Source organism: Streptococcus taoyuanensis (assembly GCF_029589235.1).
Taxonomy (GTDB): Bacteria; Bacillota; Bacilli; order Lactobacillales; family Streptococcaceae; genus Streptococcus; species Streptococcus taoyuanensis.
Window position 1 is genome coordinate 73,878 of sequence record NZ_JARQVW010000001.1, and the last position, 17,030, is coordinate 90,907.

General features: G+C 41.3%; 16 protein-coding genes. All 16 read right to left on the minus strand.

The window, feature by feature from the left end:
- Positions 1 to 44: 44 nt before the first annotated feature.
- The 16 genes from topA to P5Y91_RS00430 all read right to left on the minus strand — a co-directional run bounded on the left by topA (position 45) and on the right by P5Y91_RS00430 (position 16,921).
- Positions 45 to 2,126, minus strand: a complete 2,082-nt coding sequence (topA, locus tag P5Y91_RS00355) for a type I DNA topoisomerase (RefSeq protein WP_277838691.1) — start codon at positions 2,124 to 2,126, stop codon at positions 45 to 47.
- Positions 2,127 to 2,212: 86 nt separating this feature from the next.
- Entirely contained in the window at positions 2,213 to 3,061 is an 849-nt protein-coding gene (gene dprA / locus P5Y91_RS00360) for a DNA-processing protein DprA (protein WP_277838693.1), read from the minus strand.
- Between the two features lie 60 nt (positions 3,062 to 3,121).
- The gene (locus tag P5Y91_RS00365; protein ID WP_277838694.1) at positions 3,122 to 4,051 is read right to left on the minus strand and encodes an ROK family protein; all 930 of its coding nucleotides are present in this window, start codon (positions 4,049 to 4,051) and stop codon (positions 3,122 to 3,124) included.
- A 3-nt stretch (positions 4,052 to 4,054) separates the two neighbouring features.
- A complete protein-coding gene (rnhB, locus tag P5Y91_RS00370) occupies positions 4,055 to 4,822 on the minus strand; it encodes a ribonuclease HII (RefSeq protein WP_277838695.1) in 768 nt (255 codons plus the stop codon).
- On the minus strand, positions 4,809 to 5,660 hold the full coding sequence (gene ylqF / locus P5Y91_RS00375; protein WP_070594826.1) for a ribosome biogenesis GTPase YlqF: 852 nt from the start codon (positions 5,658 to 5,660) through the stop codon (positions 4,809 to 4,811). The genes rnhB and ylqF overlap by 14 nt, the downstream gene beginning before the upstream one ends.
- A gap of 112 nt (positions 5,661 to 5,772) precedes the next feature.
- Positions 5,773 to 7,203 (minus strand): zinc-ribbon domain-containing protein, encoded by a 1,431-nt coding sequence (locus P5Y91_RS00380; protein ID WP_070594827.1) that lies wholly within the window; start codon positions 7,201 to 7,203, stop codon positions 5,773 to 5,775.
- 18 nt (positions 7,204 to 7,221) lie between these two features.
- Entirely contained in the window at positions 7,222 to 8,049 is an 828-nt protein-coding gene (locus P5Y91_RS00385; RefSeq protein ID WP_070594828.1) for an ABC transporter permease, read from the minus strand.
- A complete protein-coding gene (locus P5Y91_RS00390; protein WP_070594829.1) occupies positions 8,039 to 9,379 on the minus strand; it encodes an ATP-binding cassette domain-containing protein in 1,341 nt (446 codons plus the stop codon). Before P5Y91_RS00390 ends, P5Y91_RS00385 begins: the two co-directional genes overlap by 11 nt.
- Positions 9,380 to 9,480: 101 nt before the next feature.
- On the minus strand, positions 9,481 to 9,819 hold the full coding sequence (locus P5Y91_RS00395) for an ATP cone domain-containing protein (protein ID WP_070594830.1): 339 nt from the start codon (positions 9,817 to 9,819) through the stop codon (positions 9,481 to 9,483).
- Between the two features lie 71 nt (positions 9,820 to 9,890).
- Entirely contained in the window at positions 9,891 to 10,826 is a 936-nt protein-coding gene (gene dapA, locus P5Y91_RS00400; RefSeq protein ID WP_049483556.1) for a 4-hydroxy-tetrahydrodipicolinate synthase, read from the minus strand.
- A gap of 139 nt (positions 10,827 to 10,965) precedes the next feature.
- Positions 10,966 to 12,042, minus strand: a complete 1,077-nt coding sequence (locus tag P5Y91_RS00405) for an aspartate-semialdehyde dehydrogenase (RefSeq protein ID WP_070594831.1) — start codon at positions 12,040 to 12,042, stop codon at positions 10,966 to 10,968.
- Between the two features lie 144 nt (positions 12,043 to 12,186).
- Positions 12,187 to 12,738 carry a LemA family protein gene (locus P5Y91_RS00410; protein WP_070594832.1) on the minus strand — a complete coding sequence of 184 codons (552 nt, stop codon included), beginning with the start codon at positions 12,736 to 12,738 and terminating at the stop codon, positions 12,187 to 12,189.
- The gene (locus P5Y91_RS00415) at positions 12,735 to 13,736 is read right to left on the minus strand and encodes a DUF3137 domain-containing protein (protein WP_277838699.1); all 1,002 of its coding nucleotides are present in this window, start codon (positions 13,734 to 13,736) and stop codon (positions 12,735 to 12,737) included. The genes P5Y91_RS00410 and P5Y91_RS00415 overlap by 4 nt, the downstream gene beginning before the upstream one ends.
- A gap of 296 nt (positions 13,737 to 14,032) precedes the next feature.
- Positions 14,033 to 14,692, minus strand: a complete 660-nt coding sequence (locus tag P5Y91_RS00420) for a DNA alkylation repair protein (RefSeq protein WP_277838700.1) — start codon at positions 14,690 to 14,692, stop codon at positions 14,033 to 14,035.
- Positions 14,693 to 14,707: 15 nt separating this feature from the next.
- A complete protein-coding gene (gene cls / locus P5Y91_RS00425; protein ID WP_277838701.1) occupies positions 14,708 to 16,282 on the minus strand; it encodes a cardiolipin synthase in 1,575 nt (524 codons plus the stop codon).
- A 129-nt stretch (positions 16,283 to 16,411) separates the two neighbouring features.
- Complete coding sequence (locus P5Y91_RS00430) at positions 16,412 to 16,921, minus strand: GNAT family N-acetyltransferase (protein ID WP_277838703.1); 510 nt, start codon at positions 16,919 to 16,921, stop codon at positions 16,412 to 16,414.
- Between the last annotated feature and the right edge of the window lie 109 nt (positions 16,922 to 17,030).

Genomic DNA, 17,030 nt, shown 5'->3' on the forward strand with positions numbered 1-17,030 from the left:
TTATAAAAATTGCCGTTATAATAGACATTGAATCGTTTGAAAGCTTATTTCACTTTTTCTTCTTCGTAGTCGCCATTGCTACATACGACTTGTTTGCCGCCACCACGAACTTTTTTCTCAACTAAGTAGTGGCCACATTTTGGACAATCCCGACCGATCGGCTTATCCCAAGAGGTAAATTCACACTCTGGGTAGCGATTGCATCCATAGAAGATACGGTTGCGCTTGGTTTTGCGTTCGATGATTTGTCCCTGATGACAGTCAGGACACTCCACGCCGATTTCTTTGACAATGGCCTGGGTATGACGACAATCTGGGAAATTGCTACAAGCATAGAACTTTCCAAAACGTCCTAATTTAATCACCATCGGGCTTCCACAAACTTCACAATCAAAACCAGCTGGTTCGTCTTTAATTTGGATTTTTTCCATCTCTTCTTCAGCCTTTGCGACCTCTTTAGAAAATGGTTTGTAGAAAGCATCGATGACCTTTTGCCACTCTTCCTTTCCAAGTTCGACATCATCGAGTTTCCCTTCCATCTCCGCTGTGAAGGTCACGTTGACAATATCTGGGAAGAATTCAACGATCAGTTTATTGACGATCTCCCCTAATTCTGTTGGTTCAAAGCGTTTGGCTACCAGCTTCACATAATAACGTTTTTGAATGGTCTCAATCGTCGGTGCATAGGTTGAAGGACGGCCAACACCGTTCTCTTCCAAGGTCTTAATCAAAGTCGCTTCAGAATATCGAGCAGGTGGTTGGGTAAAGTGTTGCTCAGGCTTGCTATTGACTTGCTTAACAATATCGCCTTCTACCATATCCGGCAACATCTTGTTCTTATCTGAGTCGTTATAAATAGCCAAATAACCATCAAACTTCACCTGGCTCCCATTTGCCGTATACTGAACCCCATTTTGACCTAAACGGACATTCATGGTATCAAAGACAGCTGCTGTCATTTGACTAGCTACAAAGCGGTTCCAAATCAATGTGTAGAGTTTTAATTGATCTTTGTCCAAGTATTTAGCAATGCTTTCAGGTGTATTGAAGACGCTGGATGGACGGATCGCCTCGTGGGCATCTTGGGCACCAGAAGCATTCTTCACACGGCTTCCATGCTTGGAATATTTCTCACCAAAGCGATCCACGATAAAGTTAGCCGCCTCATTTTGCGCAACTGGACTGATCCGTGTAGAATCAGTACGCATATAGGTAATCAAACCTTGAACACCAGAACCAATATTGATTCCTTCATACAACTGCTGGGCGACCATCATGGTCTTACGTGTACGGAAGTTGATCTTATTGGCAGCATCCATCTGCATGGAAGAGGTGGTGTATGGAAGTGGCGCATTCCGACGACGTTCTTTCTTTTCAACTTTTTCAACGGTAAAATCTTTGCCATCTAAGTGTTCAAGAACAGCTTTCACCTCTTCATTGGTGTTGAGCTTCATCTTCTTGCCATCAATCCCATAGAAGCTAGCTTGGAATTGCTTGGTCCCTTTTTTAAAGACACCATCAATGGTCCAGTATTCTTCCGGCTTGAAATCATTAATCTCATTTTCACGATCAATGATTAACTTGAGGGCAACTGATTGCACGCGCCCTGCAGAAAGTCCTTTTTTAACCTTTTTCCAAAGAATAGGCGAAATGGAATACCCTACAATCCGGTCCAAGACCCGACGTGCTTGTTGGGCATCGACCAAGTCCATATCGATTTGGCGCGGTTCTTTAAAGGCATTTTTAACAGCATCCTTGGTGATTTCGTTAAAGACCACACGGTTTTTTTCTTTGGCATCCAAGTTCAAAATATGCGCTAAATGCCAAGAAATAGCTTCTCCCTCGCGGTCCGGGTCACTTGCGAGAAAGACTTGTTTGGCTTTTTTAGCTTCTTTTTTCAAATCATTGATCAAGGGACCTTTTCCGCGAATATTGATATACTCCGGTTCATAGTTATTGTCGAAGTCGATCGACATCGTAGATTTTTTCAGGTCCCGAATGTGGCCAACACTGGCCATGACTTTGTAGTTACGACCAAGGTATTTCTCGATTGTTTTGGCCTTCGCAGGAGACTCCACAATCACCAAATTTTTCTTGGTTGTACTGCTTTTCTTTTTTGTTACCACGTTTTATCCCTCTGTATTGTATAAATCTCATTGAGTTTAATACATTTTAAGAAAGATGTCAACTAGGAACTTCTCCTATAGGAAAATCACAATTTGTATTTCAATTCATCAAGAATGTCCTGGCCTGAGGTGACAAGTTTTGCGCCTTCTTGAATCAGGTGATGGCAGCCTGCAGATTTACCATCTAAAATATTTCCTGGAATAGCAAAAACGTCTCGGCCTTCTTCCATAGCACGCTCACAAGTAATCAAACTCCCTGAACGGAGTCGAGCCTCTGCTACAATCACTGCCTGACAGAGACCTGCAATGATGCGATTTCTCTCAGGAAAATGAAACTTAAGAGGGGCCTGCCCTGGTCCATACTCACTCAAGATCAGATGGTGTTCCCCCATATGTGCCTGCAGTCTTTGATTGCTCTTAGGATAAGAGACATCCAGTCCTGTTCCAATCACTCCGATGGTCTTGCCACCATTTCGTATACTGGCATAATGAGCTGTCGCATCAATTCCCTTAGCAAGTCCACTAACGATAACCAACTCATTCCCAAGTTCCTTAATAATCTTCTCTACAGAACGAACCCCTTCTCGCGTGGTCTCGCGAGCTCCAACAACTGCAATCTTCGGTCTGGTTAACAATTCCAAATCTCCCTGGTAAAAAAGGAGTACAGGAGGATTGTAAATCTGTAGCAATTCCTCAGGGTATTCAGGATCAAAAATGGATAGAGATGGGAACCGTTCAAACTCCTCGTGTAAATGGTCTTCATCTAGTTGTCGGTATTTGTCTACAAAATGAAGGATACTGCGACAGCGAGCGATCCTCGCTATCTCTTCTAAGCTTGGTAAGACTTGCTCTTTCCTACAGTAGTCCAAGATTCTCAAGACTTGCTCATTTGATAAACCGGCTTCTTTTAATTTAAAGATTTCAAATTTCTCCATGGTCACCTTCTACTTCCTCTCACTTATTTATTCGAAAAAGAAAAGAAAAAAGCTCTATTTCTAGAACTTTTTTTGATGTGTCGAAGAATAAAAGTAAGTTGCAGCACCAATCAAGTTGCTTTCATTGTGGAAGCGAGCCGCTTGTATGGGCAAGGCCTCAAATTGTTTATGCCCTTTTTGAGAGAGTAGGTCATGGTATTGTCGACTGATCTCATCGATCAATAGTGGTTGACTACTAATGCCCCCGCCAATCGTCACTTTTTCAATCAGGAGCAAAGATTGAAGATTAAAAATCAGAATAGCAATATCGTGGCAATAAGCCTGAAACAAGGATGTCAGCTCATCGTTGCCCCCTTGATCAAGAGCCTTGAAAACAGCTATACCATCTGCCTTTTCTAGGTTTAAGATGTGACTAGCCTTCTCAACAAATTGAACAGCTGAACCGGTGTTTTCCAAAAGATTGGAAATGCCTTGCAAAAAGAGTTCACGATGAAAGCGGCGATTTTCTGGTGTTCTTTCTGCCTTATCAATAGACCGAATGTATTCTGTCAGTTGCCATCCTCTCAATAGGTCACCATTAGAAAGAAGAGCGAGACCTACTCCTGTCCCCAAGACCAAGGTCGCACCACATGGACAATCTTTTAGATTACCAAGCCTTGCTTCTGCTAGACCAGCGGCTTCTCCATCATTGACAACAGTGACGGGTACTTGAAATGTTTGTTCGAGTCTACTTGCTAGAGGAATGCCGCGCAAATATGGAATGAGACCACCTCGAAAGACAAAGCCAAGGCTCTTTTGGATCTCACCGGGGCATGAAATGGCGATTCCCTCGATTTCTTCCCTTACGGGTGTAACGATTTCTTCTAATCCTTGCCAAAACTCCTCAATCGTAGGTGGTGTTGGGATCTTGTCTGTATGAACCAATTGATAGTCTGCGTCCATCAGACCGTACTTTATAAAGGTACCACCGATGTCGATAGTGAATAGCATAACCTAATCCTCACACATTGATTTGACGGGTTCAAACGAACGCCGATGGATAGGGGTCACTCCCAGCTGGTCGAGGCCAGCCAGATGCTTAGCTGTCCCATAGCCAGCGTTCTGTGCAAAATCATAACCCGGATATTTTCGATCAAACTCTTCCATCATCTGATCCCGAGTCACCTTGGCTACGATGGATGCTGCAGCAATGGATAAGGAGTTGGCATCCCCTTTGATGATACTAGTTTGGGAAATAGGAAGATCTAACCTCATGGCATCAATCAAAAGATGCTGGGGTTGAGGCTCTAGCTGACCAATGGCTTCCCTCATGGCTAGCTTCGTAGCTTCATAGATATTAACCTGGTCAATCACTTGATTATCCTTGATGCCGATTCCGATCGCAATGGCGTTTTGGAGCACAGCCTCATAGATTTCCTTGTGTTTTGATTTTGGAATCTTTTTACTATCGTTGAGTCCTGGAATTTTACAAGCTTTCGGCAAGATCACGGCAGCTGCAACAACTGGTCCCGCTAATGGACCACGTCCCACTTCATCCACTCCTGCAATGAGCTGAATCCCTTGAGTATAAAGTTCTTTTTCATAGGCTAGCATTTTTTCCAAACGCAAATCTTCGTCCACTTGTTTTTGGAGTTCGCGTTTTCGTTTGCTGATAGCCGCTTGAACGCCTGCTCGACCATCAAGGATCAACTCTTCAAATAAGGGATGATCTAGCTCGTCAATCATTGCCAAACGCTCTTTAACTTCTTTAATCGTTGACATCTATTTCACCTACGCGATCCAGCGTATACCGTCCCAATTTCCCATCGCGAACATCTTTGACAAAGAGTTGGTAAAAACGGTCGTAATCCTCTCGAAAGCCTAATTTCTGGGTCATCTCCATAATGATTTCAGGAGCTTCTTGTTCCAGATCCATTTGTTTAAAACGTTCTTGCAAAACAGCTGGATAATGCTCTTTAAAATAGTTAAGGCCAAAAATGGTCACTTCATCCATTGGAAGCAACTGATCCTTGATGGCGCCTGTTAAAGCAAGTTTTAAGGCCACTTCTTCATCTTCAAACTTGGGCCAGAGAATCCCTGGGGTATCCAAGATTTCAAGGTCTTTATTGGTTTTCAACCATTGTTGCCCCTTGGTCACCCCTGGTTTATTTCCAACAACAGCAATCTTTTTCCCCGCTAAGCGGTTCATCAGAGTTGATTTCCCGGCATTAGGAATCCCGATAATCATGGTCCGAAGGGTTTCAATCTGAATACCTCGTTCCTTCTGACGGGCAATTTTATCGGCCATCAAAGACTTAGCAGCATCTGTGACCTTCTTAACCGTAGATTGCTCTTTGGAGTTGATAGCCAAGGTTTTGATGCCTTGAGACTCAAAATAGTCCTGCCATTCTTTTGTTGCCACAGGATCTGCCAAGTCTACCTTGTTCAAAATCATTAATTTAGGCTTATCACCAACAATTTTGGTTAACATAGGATTTTGGCTTGATAGGGGCAAACGAGCATCTACCAGAACCGTCACAAAATCCACGAATTTTAAATTTTCTTGTACTTGTCTTCTAGCTTTGGACATGTGTCCAGGAAACCATTGAATAGTTGCCATGTTCTCCATTCCTTTCCAGTTCAATCTCTTCTATTATACCATGTTTTCTTGAATTCTCAGCCTTAAACGAGAATACAAAAAATGAAGCTACCTAGGTAACTTCATTTTTCTTCTATTCTGTCCAATTTATCAACGATTTCAATTGATTGTCCATTGTATAAGTATAGGTGTCGATATTTCTAGTAAAGTAGTTCTTCAAGTCATTCTCATCAGACATGCTTTGGAAATCGTACTTCTTAGCATTTTTCTCAAAGGTTTGAATGGTTTTTCCAGGTTTTTTATGAACGTTGGCTTTTCCATGGTTTTCGACCTGTTCAATAACCGCTATCTTGGAAATGACAAAATAACTTGTTTTTGATTTACCATAAGATGTATCGGTAATAGAGTATACATAGACCAATTGAGGGATTTTGGAATCAAATGTACCTCCCCAATCAACTCCATCTTTGATTGCCGCAAAAGCCATCCCTTCAAATTTTGGAAGGTCTTTATAATTGCGGTCAGCTGCATAAGCCTTTGCTGCATCCTCTACATTCTTAGAGATGGCTTCTTGTGTATCCTTATCCACTTTTGACAAGGAAGTCACATAAGCCCCTTCCTCAAAATCAGCCAAGGTGACCTTGTATTTCTTACTGTCTTTTCCTTTCTCAACAGTTTTACCTTGTTCTTTCAATGCATTTTTACCACTTTCATTGAGACGAATCTCAATTTCATCTCCAACTGCAATAGGATCATTACTTGATACTTCTTTACCGTTCAGATAATAATCAAATGGGAAGCCATAGTTAGCGGTTGCTTTTGCAATAATTTCTAGATCTTTTCCTTCAAATTGAGATGGTTTTGATAAACTTCCATTTGGAGAAATGCCCTTGATCTTTGGATAAAACCCTTTAAAGGGATCAATACCTACAAGCGGGATAAGATCCGCCTCCTTAGTTACAGATGTACCAGTAAAGTGAAGGCCAGGTATCATGTCTTCAAGATCATTTTTATCGTAAAGTAATTTGACCGTAATTTTATCATGATTATTTAGGTTCTTGCGATCTTTTACATCGATCAGTTCATCCCCTTTATAAACACTAAATTCTACTTTTGAAACTAGCTGATCGATATTGTAGTTTGAACTCTCAGTATTCAAGCCTTCCGCTTCTAACTTCTTCTTGATATCCCGGTCTAATTTTTCCTTGTTCAAACTAGGCGACTTCTCAACAATAGATCCTTCACCATCAGTTCCTTTAATTTCCAGATTCACATAATCTTCTAAATTAATGGTGTCACTGCTACCACGATTTAATAAGAAATAACTTGCAAGAGAAATTACAGTAAGAAGGGCAAAAATCCCTAGTAAAATTCCTATCATGTTTCTTTTGTTTTTTTTAGGTGCTGGGGATTGAGTTGGACTTGGCCCTAATTGCACTGTCTTTGGTTGAAACGCAACAGCTTTTGGTTCAGCTTGGGTAGCTACTTGAACTTTAGCTCCACACTTAGAACAAAATGCATCACCGGCATTAATAGGTGCCTGGCAATTGGTACAGTTTTTCATAAATCATCTCCTTATTGTTTATCGAGCGTCCTTACGGACAGAAGTCAATACGAGGGAAGTTGCGACTATAAATAGAGCGGCAAAAGCAAGCAAGGCTCCCCAATTTCCAAGAATCGCAAGTAGATCATAAGCATAGGTTCCTACCCCATCTTTTTGATAAACTTGCCAGTCAGTATGACCTTGAGACGGGACCATATTGTTCATGTTTGCAATCCGAAAGAAGGCAGTTGTTCCCCATCTCGTAATGGTCGCGTGTGAGATCCACACTAAAAATGGAATTTTTTCATCCAAGGATTGGAGAAAATTTGAAAACAGCAATTGAACCATCAATACTAGCGGCATGGCTGTCATCGCTTGAGATGATTTTTTTACAAAAGCTGAAATCAATAAGGCCAACATATCCGAAGTAAAGATGACTAAAAACAATGTGATCCCCAAAAGGAATATCTGGCTACCGTTTCCTTGGATACGTGGATAGCGCACAACAATGGTTCCAATCATTAAGATCGCTTCCGCAAAACAGAGAACCAACTCTGTCAGCACGCGCGCCGTCACATAGGAAGGCAAGGACAAGCCTTTAATTTGGTACTCAAACTTGATGACTTTACGCTCGTTACAAATACTGGTCACTGAATTAAAGAGACCAATCCAGAGTGCTGCAGAAATAAACATAATGGAAGAAGTTCTCGTAATATGGTATTTATCAAAAACTTCATTGGCATTAAAAGCGATCGAAATGATGAAAGGAAGAAGAATCGCTTCTAACACAAAAAACAGAGATTTTTTATTGAGAAGGAGTCGAAGGAATTTTCTAAAATAAATCGAGACTTGCTTCTTATCCAGCATGGCCACCTCTCCTTTCATTTTCAAACCATTGAACATATTGGTCAACAAGAGCTGCATTTTCAGCACCTGAAATTTTATGGACGATTTCTTCCAAACTCTGAGCAGCAAAAACTTTCAGCGCATTGTCTACGGAGCCAAAGTAACACAGTCTCCCACAGCCTTCCGAGCTCTTTCCGACCACCATGACCTTGTCAAAGAGATGACGAATACGATCGGGCGTATGCGTGATGACACATAAGATCTTTCCTTCATCTGTAATCTCTCTCAATGTGGTCATGACCTCCATGACCATGCTCCCATCAACACCGGAATCCGGTTCATCCATAAAGAGGATTTCAGGGCGCGTGATGTATTCCATGGCAATCGTGAGTTTTTTCTTTTGTCCGCCAGATAGAGAAGAACACTTGGATCCTTTGACAGATTCTAAATCCAGCTTTTTCAGAACAGATAGCACTTCTTCTTTACGAAGTTCAGGATTGTCTGCTAATTCAGATGGACCGTAGAGCTTTGCTGCATCTTCTAGATTCTTATAGACCGTGTCTTCCATTCGGTAATGCTCGTCAGGGGATTGAGGAGCCAGGGTGATGACCCCTTGTTTCTTCCCATCGTTTAACAAATCAACCCCATTAAAATAAGCACTGGTATTTGAATGAACAAGTCCTGTCACTGCTTCCATAAAGGTAGATTTTCCAGCACCTGATCCACCCAGAATTAAGATCATTTCCTTGGGTTTAAATTCCACCTGAATATCCTTGAGGATGGTTTTACGGTTTAAGAGAGTTCCGACTGTTACATCTTGAATAGCAATCGTTAGTGATGAATGAGAAAAGTTCTGACGATCCCTCGGTGAAACGGATGGGTCTGCAGTTGCTGCCTGAAGATCTTGGTAAATAATCTGATCTCCTAATTGGACAACCAACTGATTCGATAAGACTGCACAATCAATCCTAGCAAGCGAGGATAGATCCATCGGAAAAGCATCTTTTGCAATGGTCTTCCATTCTAGAGATTTCATTTCAACAATGATGAATTTTGAGCGAAAAACATGGCCGTCGGCGTCACAAAGATGGATAATGGAACGATGATTTAATATAACACGTTGATTTTTCGGATAGGTGACACCATCCACCTCGATCATCCCAGACAAACATTCAAGAAACCATTGACCGTTTAAAAAATGGAAAACAGCTTTAGAAGGGGACTGAAAATCATCAGCCAGATGCAAATCTGCCTGACTTCCTTGAGAAATACCATCAACGCTCAATCCATCAAAAAGTGGAATAGCTGTAAAATCCTGATTGAGATAGGTATAGATGGTTGGGTTTTGCATACATGTAAACCTTTCGAAATAAACTAATTGGCTAGACAGTCAAAACCACCCTATAAGGGTGGTTCAAAACGATAGCTCTACCTAGCGAGCACTACTCTAGCTTAGCGAATTTGCTCAAAATGCAAATGCACGGCGATGTGATCACCATAGCCGCTCCGTTCCAAATCACGTTGCAAGCGATAAGAAATGTAGTGTTCTGCAATGGTAATATAACCAGCACCAAGTAAGCGGTGCTCAACCATTGACTGGATCATGCTGATCGTCGCACGTTCCACTTTAGCTTCTTCCAAATCCATGGCAACTTTCTTGGTCACTTGCGCCAAGTTTTGGCGAAGATCATCCGTCAAGACATAAACTGTTTGTGCTGCCTTCAAAACAGCTTGATAGATTTTATCTGGGTCAAATTCTACAACTTCACCACTACGTTTAATGACTTCCATCTTATTCTCCTTGATTATCAATATACTTCTATTATCTTAATAAATAGGGGATTTGTCAAGAATCTAAGACATCAATAATCCGGGCGAAGAACTCCCGTAATGATCTCTTTAGTAGCATGGTAATCCCCATCTACTACAACCTTGATAATGCGCTTCGCTTCTTCTGCCGGTGCTGGCACCAATGGCAAACGGGTTGGCCCTGCTTCAAAGCCCATATAGTTTAAGACAGCTTTGACAGGAGCTGGACTCGGATATGAGAAGAGAGCGTTGACTTTAGGGATAAATTGACGTTGGATGGCTGCAGCCTTTTTAATATCATTGTGTTCAATGGCTTGGAACATCTCATGCATTTCATCTCCATTTGTATGAGAAGCCACTGAGATCACTCCATCTGCCCCAAGGTTCATCGCGTGGAAAGCATCCCCATCTTCCCCTGTATAGACGAGAAATTCTTCTGGCTTGTGTTCAATCAAATAGGCCATATTAGCCAGGGTTGTACACTCTTTGACCCCAATGATATTTGGGTGTTCTGCCAAACGAAGCATGGTTTCAGGCGTCATTTCCACAACCACGCGTCCAGGAATATTGTAGATAATAATCGGAAGATTAGATGCATCCGCAATCGCTTTAAAGTGTTGATACATTCCTTCTTGGGATGGTTTATTGTAGTAAGGGACGATAGCCAATCCTGCTGCAAAGCCACCAAAAGCATCCACTTCTTTAACGAACTCAATCGAGTCGCGGGTTTCATTGGTTCCGACACCAGCGATCAAAGGGACCCGTCCATTGACAATCTTTTGAACAGCCGCAAAGAGTTGTAATTCCTCATCGTGGGTCAGAGTTGGACTTTCTGCAGTCGTTCCAGCTAAGAGAATCCCATCTGTATGATGTGCCAAGAGGTGCTCGATCAAGGCAGGAAGAGCGTCAAAATTAATGGTTCCATCTTCATGGAAGGGAGTGATAAATGCAGTGATGATTTTACAATCTTTTAAATCATTATAAGACATAGAAAAACCTTTCTCTATATAAGAAAGAGGCTGGGGCATGCTTGCCTTTGCCTCATGATCTGTTCATAAAACAAGTTGATTCGCTAAAAAGATGAGAAAGAAATCAAACTCTTCGAGTTACTGATTTCTGTTTCGCTCTCTACTTCAACTCAAATTTCAATTCAGCTGTTGGACGTACGAGTCCACGTTCGTGAAGGGTTTCTGCGATTTGGACTGAGTTCCAAGCAGCTCCTTTAAGGAGGTTATCTGAAACAACCCACATGTGGATTCCTTTTTCAGCATCCAAGTCTTTACGAATCCGCCCAACGAAAGTATCGCGTGAACCGACCGCATTAACGGCTTGTGGGTAGATTTGGTGAGCAACATCGTCTTCAAGGACTGCACCTGGGAATTCTGCAATAGCAGCTTTCACTTCGTCAATTGGTGCCACTTCTTTTGTTTCAATGTAGACTGACTCTGAGTGAGCTGACAAGACTGGAATCCGCACACAAGTTGCTGAAACGGCAATGCTATCATTTTCCATGATTTTCTTAGTCTCGTTCGTCATCTTCATTTCTTCATAAGTATAGTCATTTTCTGTGAAGACGTCGATTTGTGGAAGAGCGTTGAAGGCGATTGGATAGTGTTTCTTATCTCCACCTGAAGGTAAGATTTCTGCTTTAACATCACGTGGATTAACTCCATCATTTAAGACTTCTTTCAACTCACGTTGGGTTTCAAGAATAGCTCCCATACCAGCACCTGAAACAGCTTGGTAAGTAGATACGATGATACGGTCCAAGCCCCATTTTTGACGGACTGGTTCAAGAGCTACCATCATTTGAATGGTTGAACAGTTTGGACAAGAGATGATTCCGTTATGAGCATCAAGAGCATGTGCATTCACTTCAGGAACAACCAATGGGACATCCGGATTTTGACGGAAATAAGAAGTGTTATCAACCACTACTGCGCCTGCTTTTACCGCATAAGGTGCATATTTGGCAGATGTTGAACCACCAGCTGAGAAGAGAGCAATATCAACCCCTTCAAAAGCATCTTCAGTCGTTTCTTCGATGGTCACGTCTTGCCCTTTAAATTGCAAGACTTTTCCTGCAGAACGTGCAGACGCAAGGTAGCGAATCTTATCGATTGGAAGAGTAGATTCTTCCAACATTATGATCATTTGAGCACCAACGGCACCTGTAGCACCGACAACAGCAACTGTGTATCCCATAGTAAATCCTCTTTCAAAATTTTCTAAAAATTGAGTATTTGTACTATTATACAATTTTTTGGCATAAATGAAAAGTACCAACAGTAGGAAAAAATCCTGATTCTAAGACCAGGATTTTTAATGGTTATTTATCATAAAAGATCTTTAATTCAGGTCATAGTTCAAATCACTTAAATCTTTCTTACCTTGTGTTTCTTCAGCAAGAAATGGAACTTGATGGATCCCCTTTACACCTGCTACGATAGACGCTGGAAAGGAAACAATTTCTTGATTGATGTGGCTGACATTACTGTTAACAATTCGCTTCGCTGCAGCAAGATCTTCATTTTCGTCAGCAATTTCCTTTTGTAAGGTCAAGAATTGGTTAGAAGACAAGAGCTCTGGATAGTTTTCACCGACTGCACGAATTTGTGCCAAGACATCATTTTGATTGGTAATAACTTGGTTGGATTCTTGGATAGATGCTCCTTGACGTAAAGCAACTAAATCAGTGAAAATCTGTTGTTCATGTTTGGCATAGGCTTTGGCTACTTTTAGCATTTCCGAAATGGTATCATAGCGTTTTACAAGGACGATATCAACGGTTCTCTTTGATTCTTCAATGGTCACTAGATAGCGATTGAGACGATTTCCTACACTAATAAACCAAATAGCCAATAGGGCAACAAATATGATTAAGCCGATAATGAGATTCATGATGCTTCTCCTTCAAAAATTGCTGTTATTTCTTTAATTAAAGCTAGTTCTCTGCATAATTTATGATATTCAGATACCAAAGATAGTTGATCAATATCTTCCGGTTTTTGGGGCGTCGGAAAGATATAGCGATCGGTATACAAAGAAATAAATAGTTTCTTGTCTTTCAAAAATACACACATGGCATTTTGAGAAATTTGTCGATCAAACCATTCTAACATCTTAGGGGTGAGAAATTTTCGGGCAGACAGTTCATCCGTGCAGTAAATATTGTAATTCTCGTTATTGCGAATATCCTCTGTTTCAATCTGCACCTCATTTCCTCTGGCTCCTGGATAATCCCCATTTATCTCTCTATTAAAAAGAAATGATTTCTTCGTCGGAACGACACGAAGATGACCTGAGAAATGAATTGGTAGGTTTAAAAAGAATACTTGTCCGCAGAAATCTGTGACTTCCACATGTTCCGTTCTCGTATGTCCATTGGATGTCCGTTGACGAGTCTCAGTATGATGAGCATAGAGATTTGACACTGTCAGCTCTTTGTCATCATGAAATGATAGCTGTTTGAAACATAGAAAATCAGTCGACCGAGGACATAAATGCGTGAGAGCTTCAGAGGGGATGGAACCATCCTCTTTTATCGAAGCCTGAGGAAAAACTTCCTTTAATACAGGCGACAGGATATCATCTAGATAGATCTCATCGTTCGATCGAATTCGATCCCCAAACAAGGCTTTTCGTTTTTTATATTGTGGCCAATAATACAAACCAACAACTAAAAGGATCAAAGGAATAGCTGCAAAACGCAATAAAACGAGAGACAATATGGCACAAATAATACCAAAAGATCGGAAAACATTCCATTGTAGATTGTTCTTCATCTGTTCTCGGATTAATCCGATTGCATCCTGAAATTGTTTGGAGTTTTCAAGCTCCTCAATTTTTTGCGAATGGTCTGTAGATACAGGACCATTAGAATGATAGATATCTCCCAAAATCCTCCAATCCTTTCAGACGCAATAAACTTTACTATATTATAACACCAATATTTTTACATGGCAACTGTATTATAATAGTTTTAAAAATAATTTAGTGTCTTTCAAGGTATTAAAAAATCCTGATCCGAAGATCAGGATTCGAGGCACCTTTCGGTGAGAACAGCCGGTTCACACAACTGTTCAAGGTCCGCTCCTGCGTTACAATTGAATGTAGACCTCCTCAGCGCAAAAGGCTCCTAAGAGCCAATCGACTCATCGCATGAATCTAGTTTACCATGAACATCCACAAACTGTCAAGAAGGTAGGTACTTGCTTCCTTCTCGAATGCTCAAAGGAGATAACTGCTCTTGATAGCGGTCGATAAAGGCCCCTACCCAATCTGGATTAACCTTGGAATAATTGCGTAAACTCCATCCGATTGCCTTATTTATAAAGAACTCGCTTTGACCTAGATTATTGAGGATCACTTTTTCTAACAAATCCGTATCTGTTTTTTCTTTCCTCATAAGCTGGTGATCAATGGCAATCCGCCTCAACCAAAAGTCCTGATCCTTACTCCAATCCAGCATAACCTGCTTGGTTTGTGGATAGTGAAAAGTAATCTCTCCGATGATACAGTCCAATTGATCAATACTATCCCACCATGATTTGGTTTGAGCCAATTTCTTTAGCTTTGGAAAATCTTCAGGTCTAAGCTCTTTCTTCTTTTTATTCAGATAATCCATAGCAATGTATTGAAACTCACGGTAGGGTTGCTGCCAACACTCTTCTACAAAAGTCCAATCAATTGGATCCTTTATAAAAGGCTTAAAATACTCTCTTTCGATCTTTTTGAGAATTGGTTTTTGAACGCCAAGAAAGCTGAATTTATTTTTCATATAGGCTTCCATGGGTGGTACTTTAGCTGGATCAGCTTGGTCTTCTAACTGTTTCAAAAGAATTTTTGCATCCATATGAACACTCCTATATTACATCAAAGGTCCAATCAGAGAAAAGAGATAGCCACCTAGACGATGAGCCATAGGTATTTTAGACAGACTTTCCAGAGTGACTTCCTCTGAGAGTGCCTGGGTTTTCTCAAAATCTTGTTCAATGTTAAACACTTCCAGATTTTTATAGAGATAGACCCCATCTTCAAAATTTTGATAGTGGCTCCGGTAATCAGTGTTAATGGTACCTACCACAGCTTGTTTGGCGTCAGAAACATAAACTTTAGCATGGATAAAGCCTGGGGTATAACGGAAAATACGGACGCCAGCATCCAAGAGCACTTTAAAATAGGTAGTCGCAATATCAAAGGCATACTGCTTATCTGGAATCCCTGGCATAATGATACGAACATCTACACCTCGTCTAGCAGCAAAGGTCATAGATTGAACCAATTCATCATCCAAAATCAGATAAGGTGTCATGATATAGACATAATCGGTAGATGTATTCAGAAGATGTAAATAAACATTTTCTGCAACCTTGTGGTAGGTAAAAGGTGAATTGGCATAAGGGAGAACCAAACCCTGACTCTTGCTTTTTTGAGGTTTTTCTTGTAGATAGTGCTCCATATCTGTCTTGTCTTCTACTCCAGTCACCGTCCACATGGTCAAAAAGAGAGCTTTTAGCGTTTGAACTGCTGAACCATCTAGGCGAAGGGCTGTATCCTTCCAATGACCAAAGCGTTCTCGTTTATTGACATACTCATCAGCGATATTTATACCACCAGTATAAGCAACTTGACCATCAATCACAGTAATCTTCCGATGGTCTCGGTAATTGTAATAGGTTGATAGGATGGGCTTGACTGGTGAGAAGGCTTGAGCTTTAATACCCATCTTGTGTAGTCGCTCAATATAATCGTAGGACAAGGTGGTTATCTCAATCATCCCATCAAACATGACACGAACGTCCAGACCTTCCTTGGCCTTTTCCTCCAAAATGGCTAAAATCTCGCCCCACATGATCCCTTCGTCAATAATGAAATATTCCATGAAGATATAACGTTCCGCCTTTTTCAAATCCTCCAACAAGGCTGGAAGCATGTCATCTCCAAGTGGAAAATAGGTAACCTCTGTGTTTCTGTAGATAGGAAACTGGGCTGGACTATGCTCCAAAAAATAAGCTAATTTCTGTAATTGACGATCACTTTGGGATAAATAATCAGCAACTCCTGGATCGGTGCTTAGATAGTCGGATGCCTGCACTGTAGCATCCTCAAGCTGCTTCTTCAAGCGTCTTACACCCAAATCAGCTAACGAAAAATAGAGCAGAGCCGTCCCAAAAATTGGAAAGAGGGCAATGATAATTATCCAGGACAGTTTGGAACGAGAATCCATGGAACAATTGAGCAAGTAAAAGAAGGTAAAGACACTCAACAAGTGTTCCCATAAGATAATGGATGGGAAATGCTCTTGTAGGCTGAGATATGAAAAGACAAGAAAGGCCAATTCCAGTAAGAAGAACAGGAGAATGGGAACCTTTCGGTTAAGTAGAATTTTGGCCCATCTGGAGGGCTTTTGAGGTAGCAGTCTAGCACTTTGTTCTTGGGTCATATAGGATCCTTTCATGTAGGGGAGACCATCACAACTTTCTGGTCTCTTTCAATAATTTTATTAGTATCATTTTAGCATAAGCAAAAGGCAGGGATAATTAGCTATTGCGATTTACAAATGTCGTGATTTCTACTGAATTTTCCTAACAGTACCGTCTATGGTCTTTTGCATCCAGACGATATCATGCCATTTGTTAAACTTATAGCCAATCTTTGGGAAATGAGCCACTTGGACATAGCCCCGCTTTTCATGCATGGAAATGCTCGCTTCGTTCGGAACTGCGATACAAGCCAGAAAGCGTAAGTAGCCTCGTGCTTGCAACTCCTCTTCTAAGGCCGTATAAAGGGCTGATCCAATCCCTTGTCCACGCGCCTCTTTGGCTACATAAATAGACAATTCAGTGGTCCAATCATAGGCGGCGCGTGCATAATAGGTCGAGGCATAGGCATACCCCACAACTTTCCCATCCACTTCTGCGACCAAATAAGGGAATTGAGTCAACGTTTTTGTGATGCGGCTTTCAAACTCCTGGACAGTCGGCACATCAACCTCAAAGGTAATGGCTGTCTCTGTTACATAAGGTTGGTAAATCGCTCGGATAGCTACTGCATCGCTAAGCTGAACGGGTCGAATCATCATGGTGGCCTCCTCATTAGATTATACCTAGTATACCGATAAGCCTTCTCACTGTCAATGAAGGACCAGCAAGCAAAAAATCCTGGAATTATATCCAGGATTTCCATCCTTC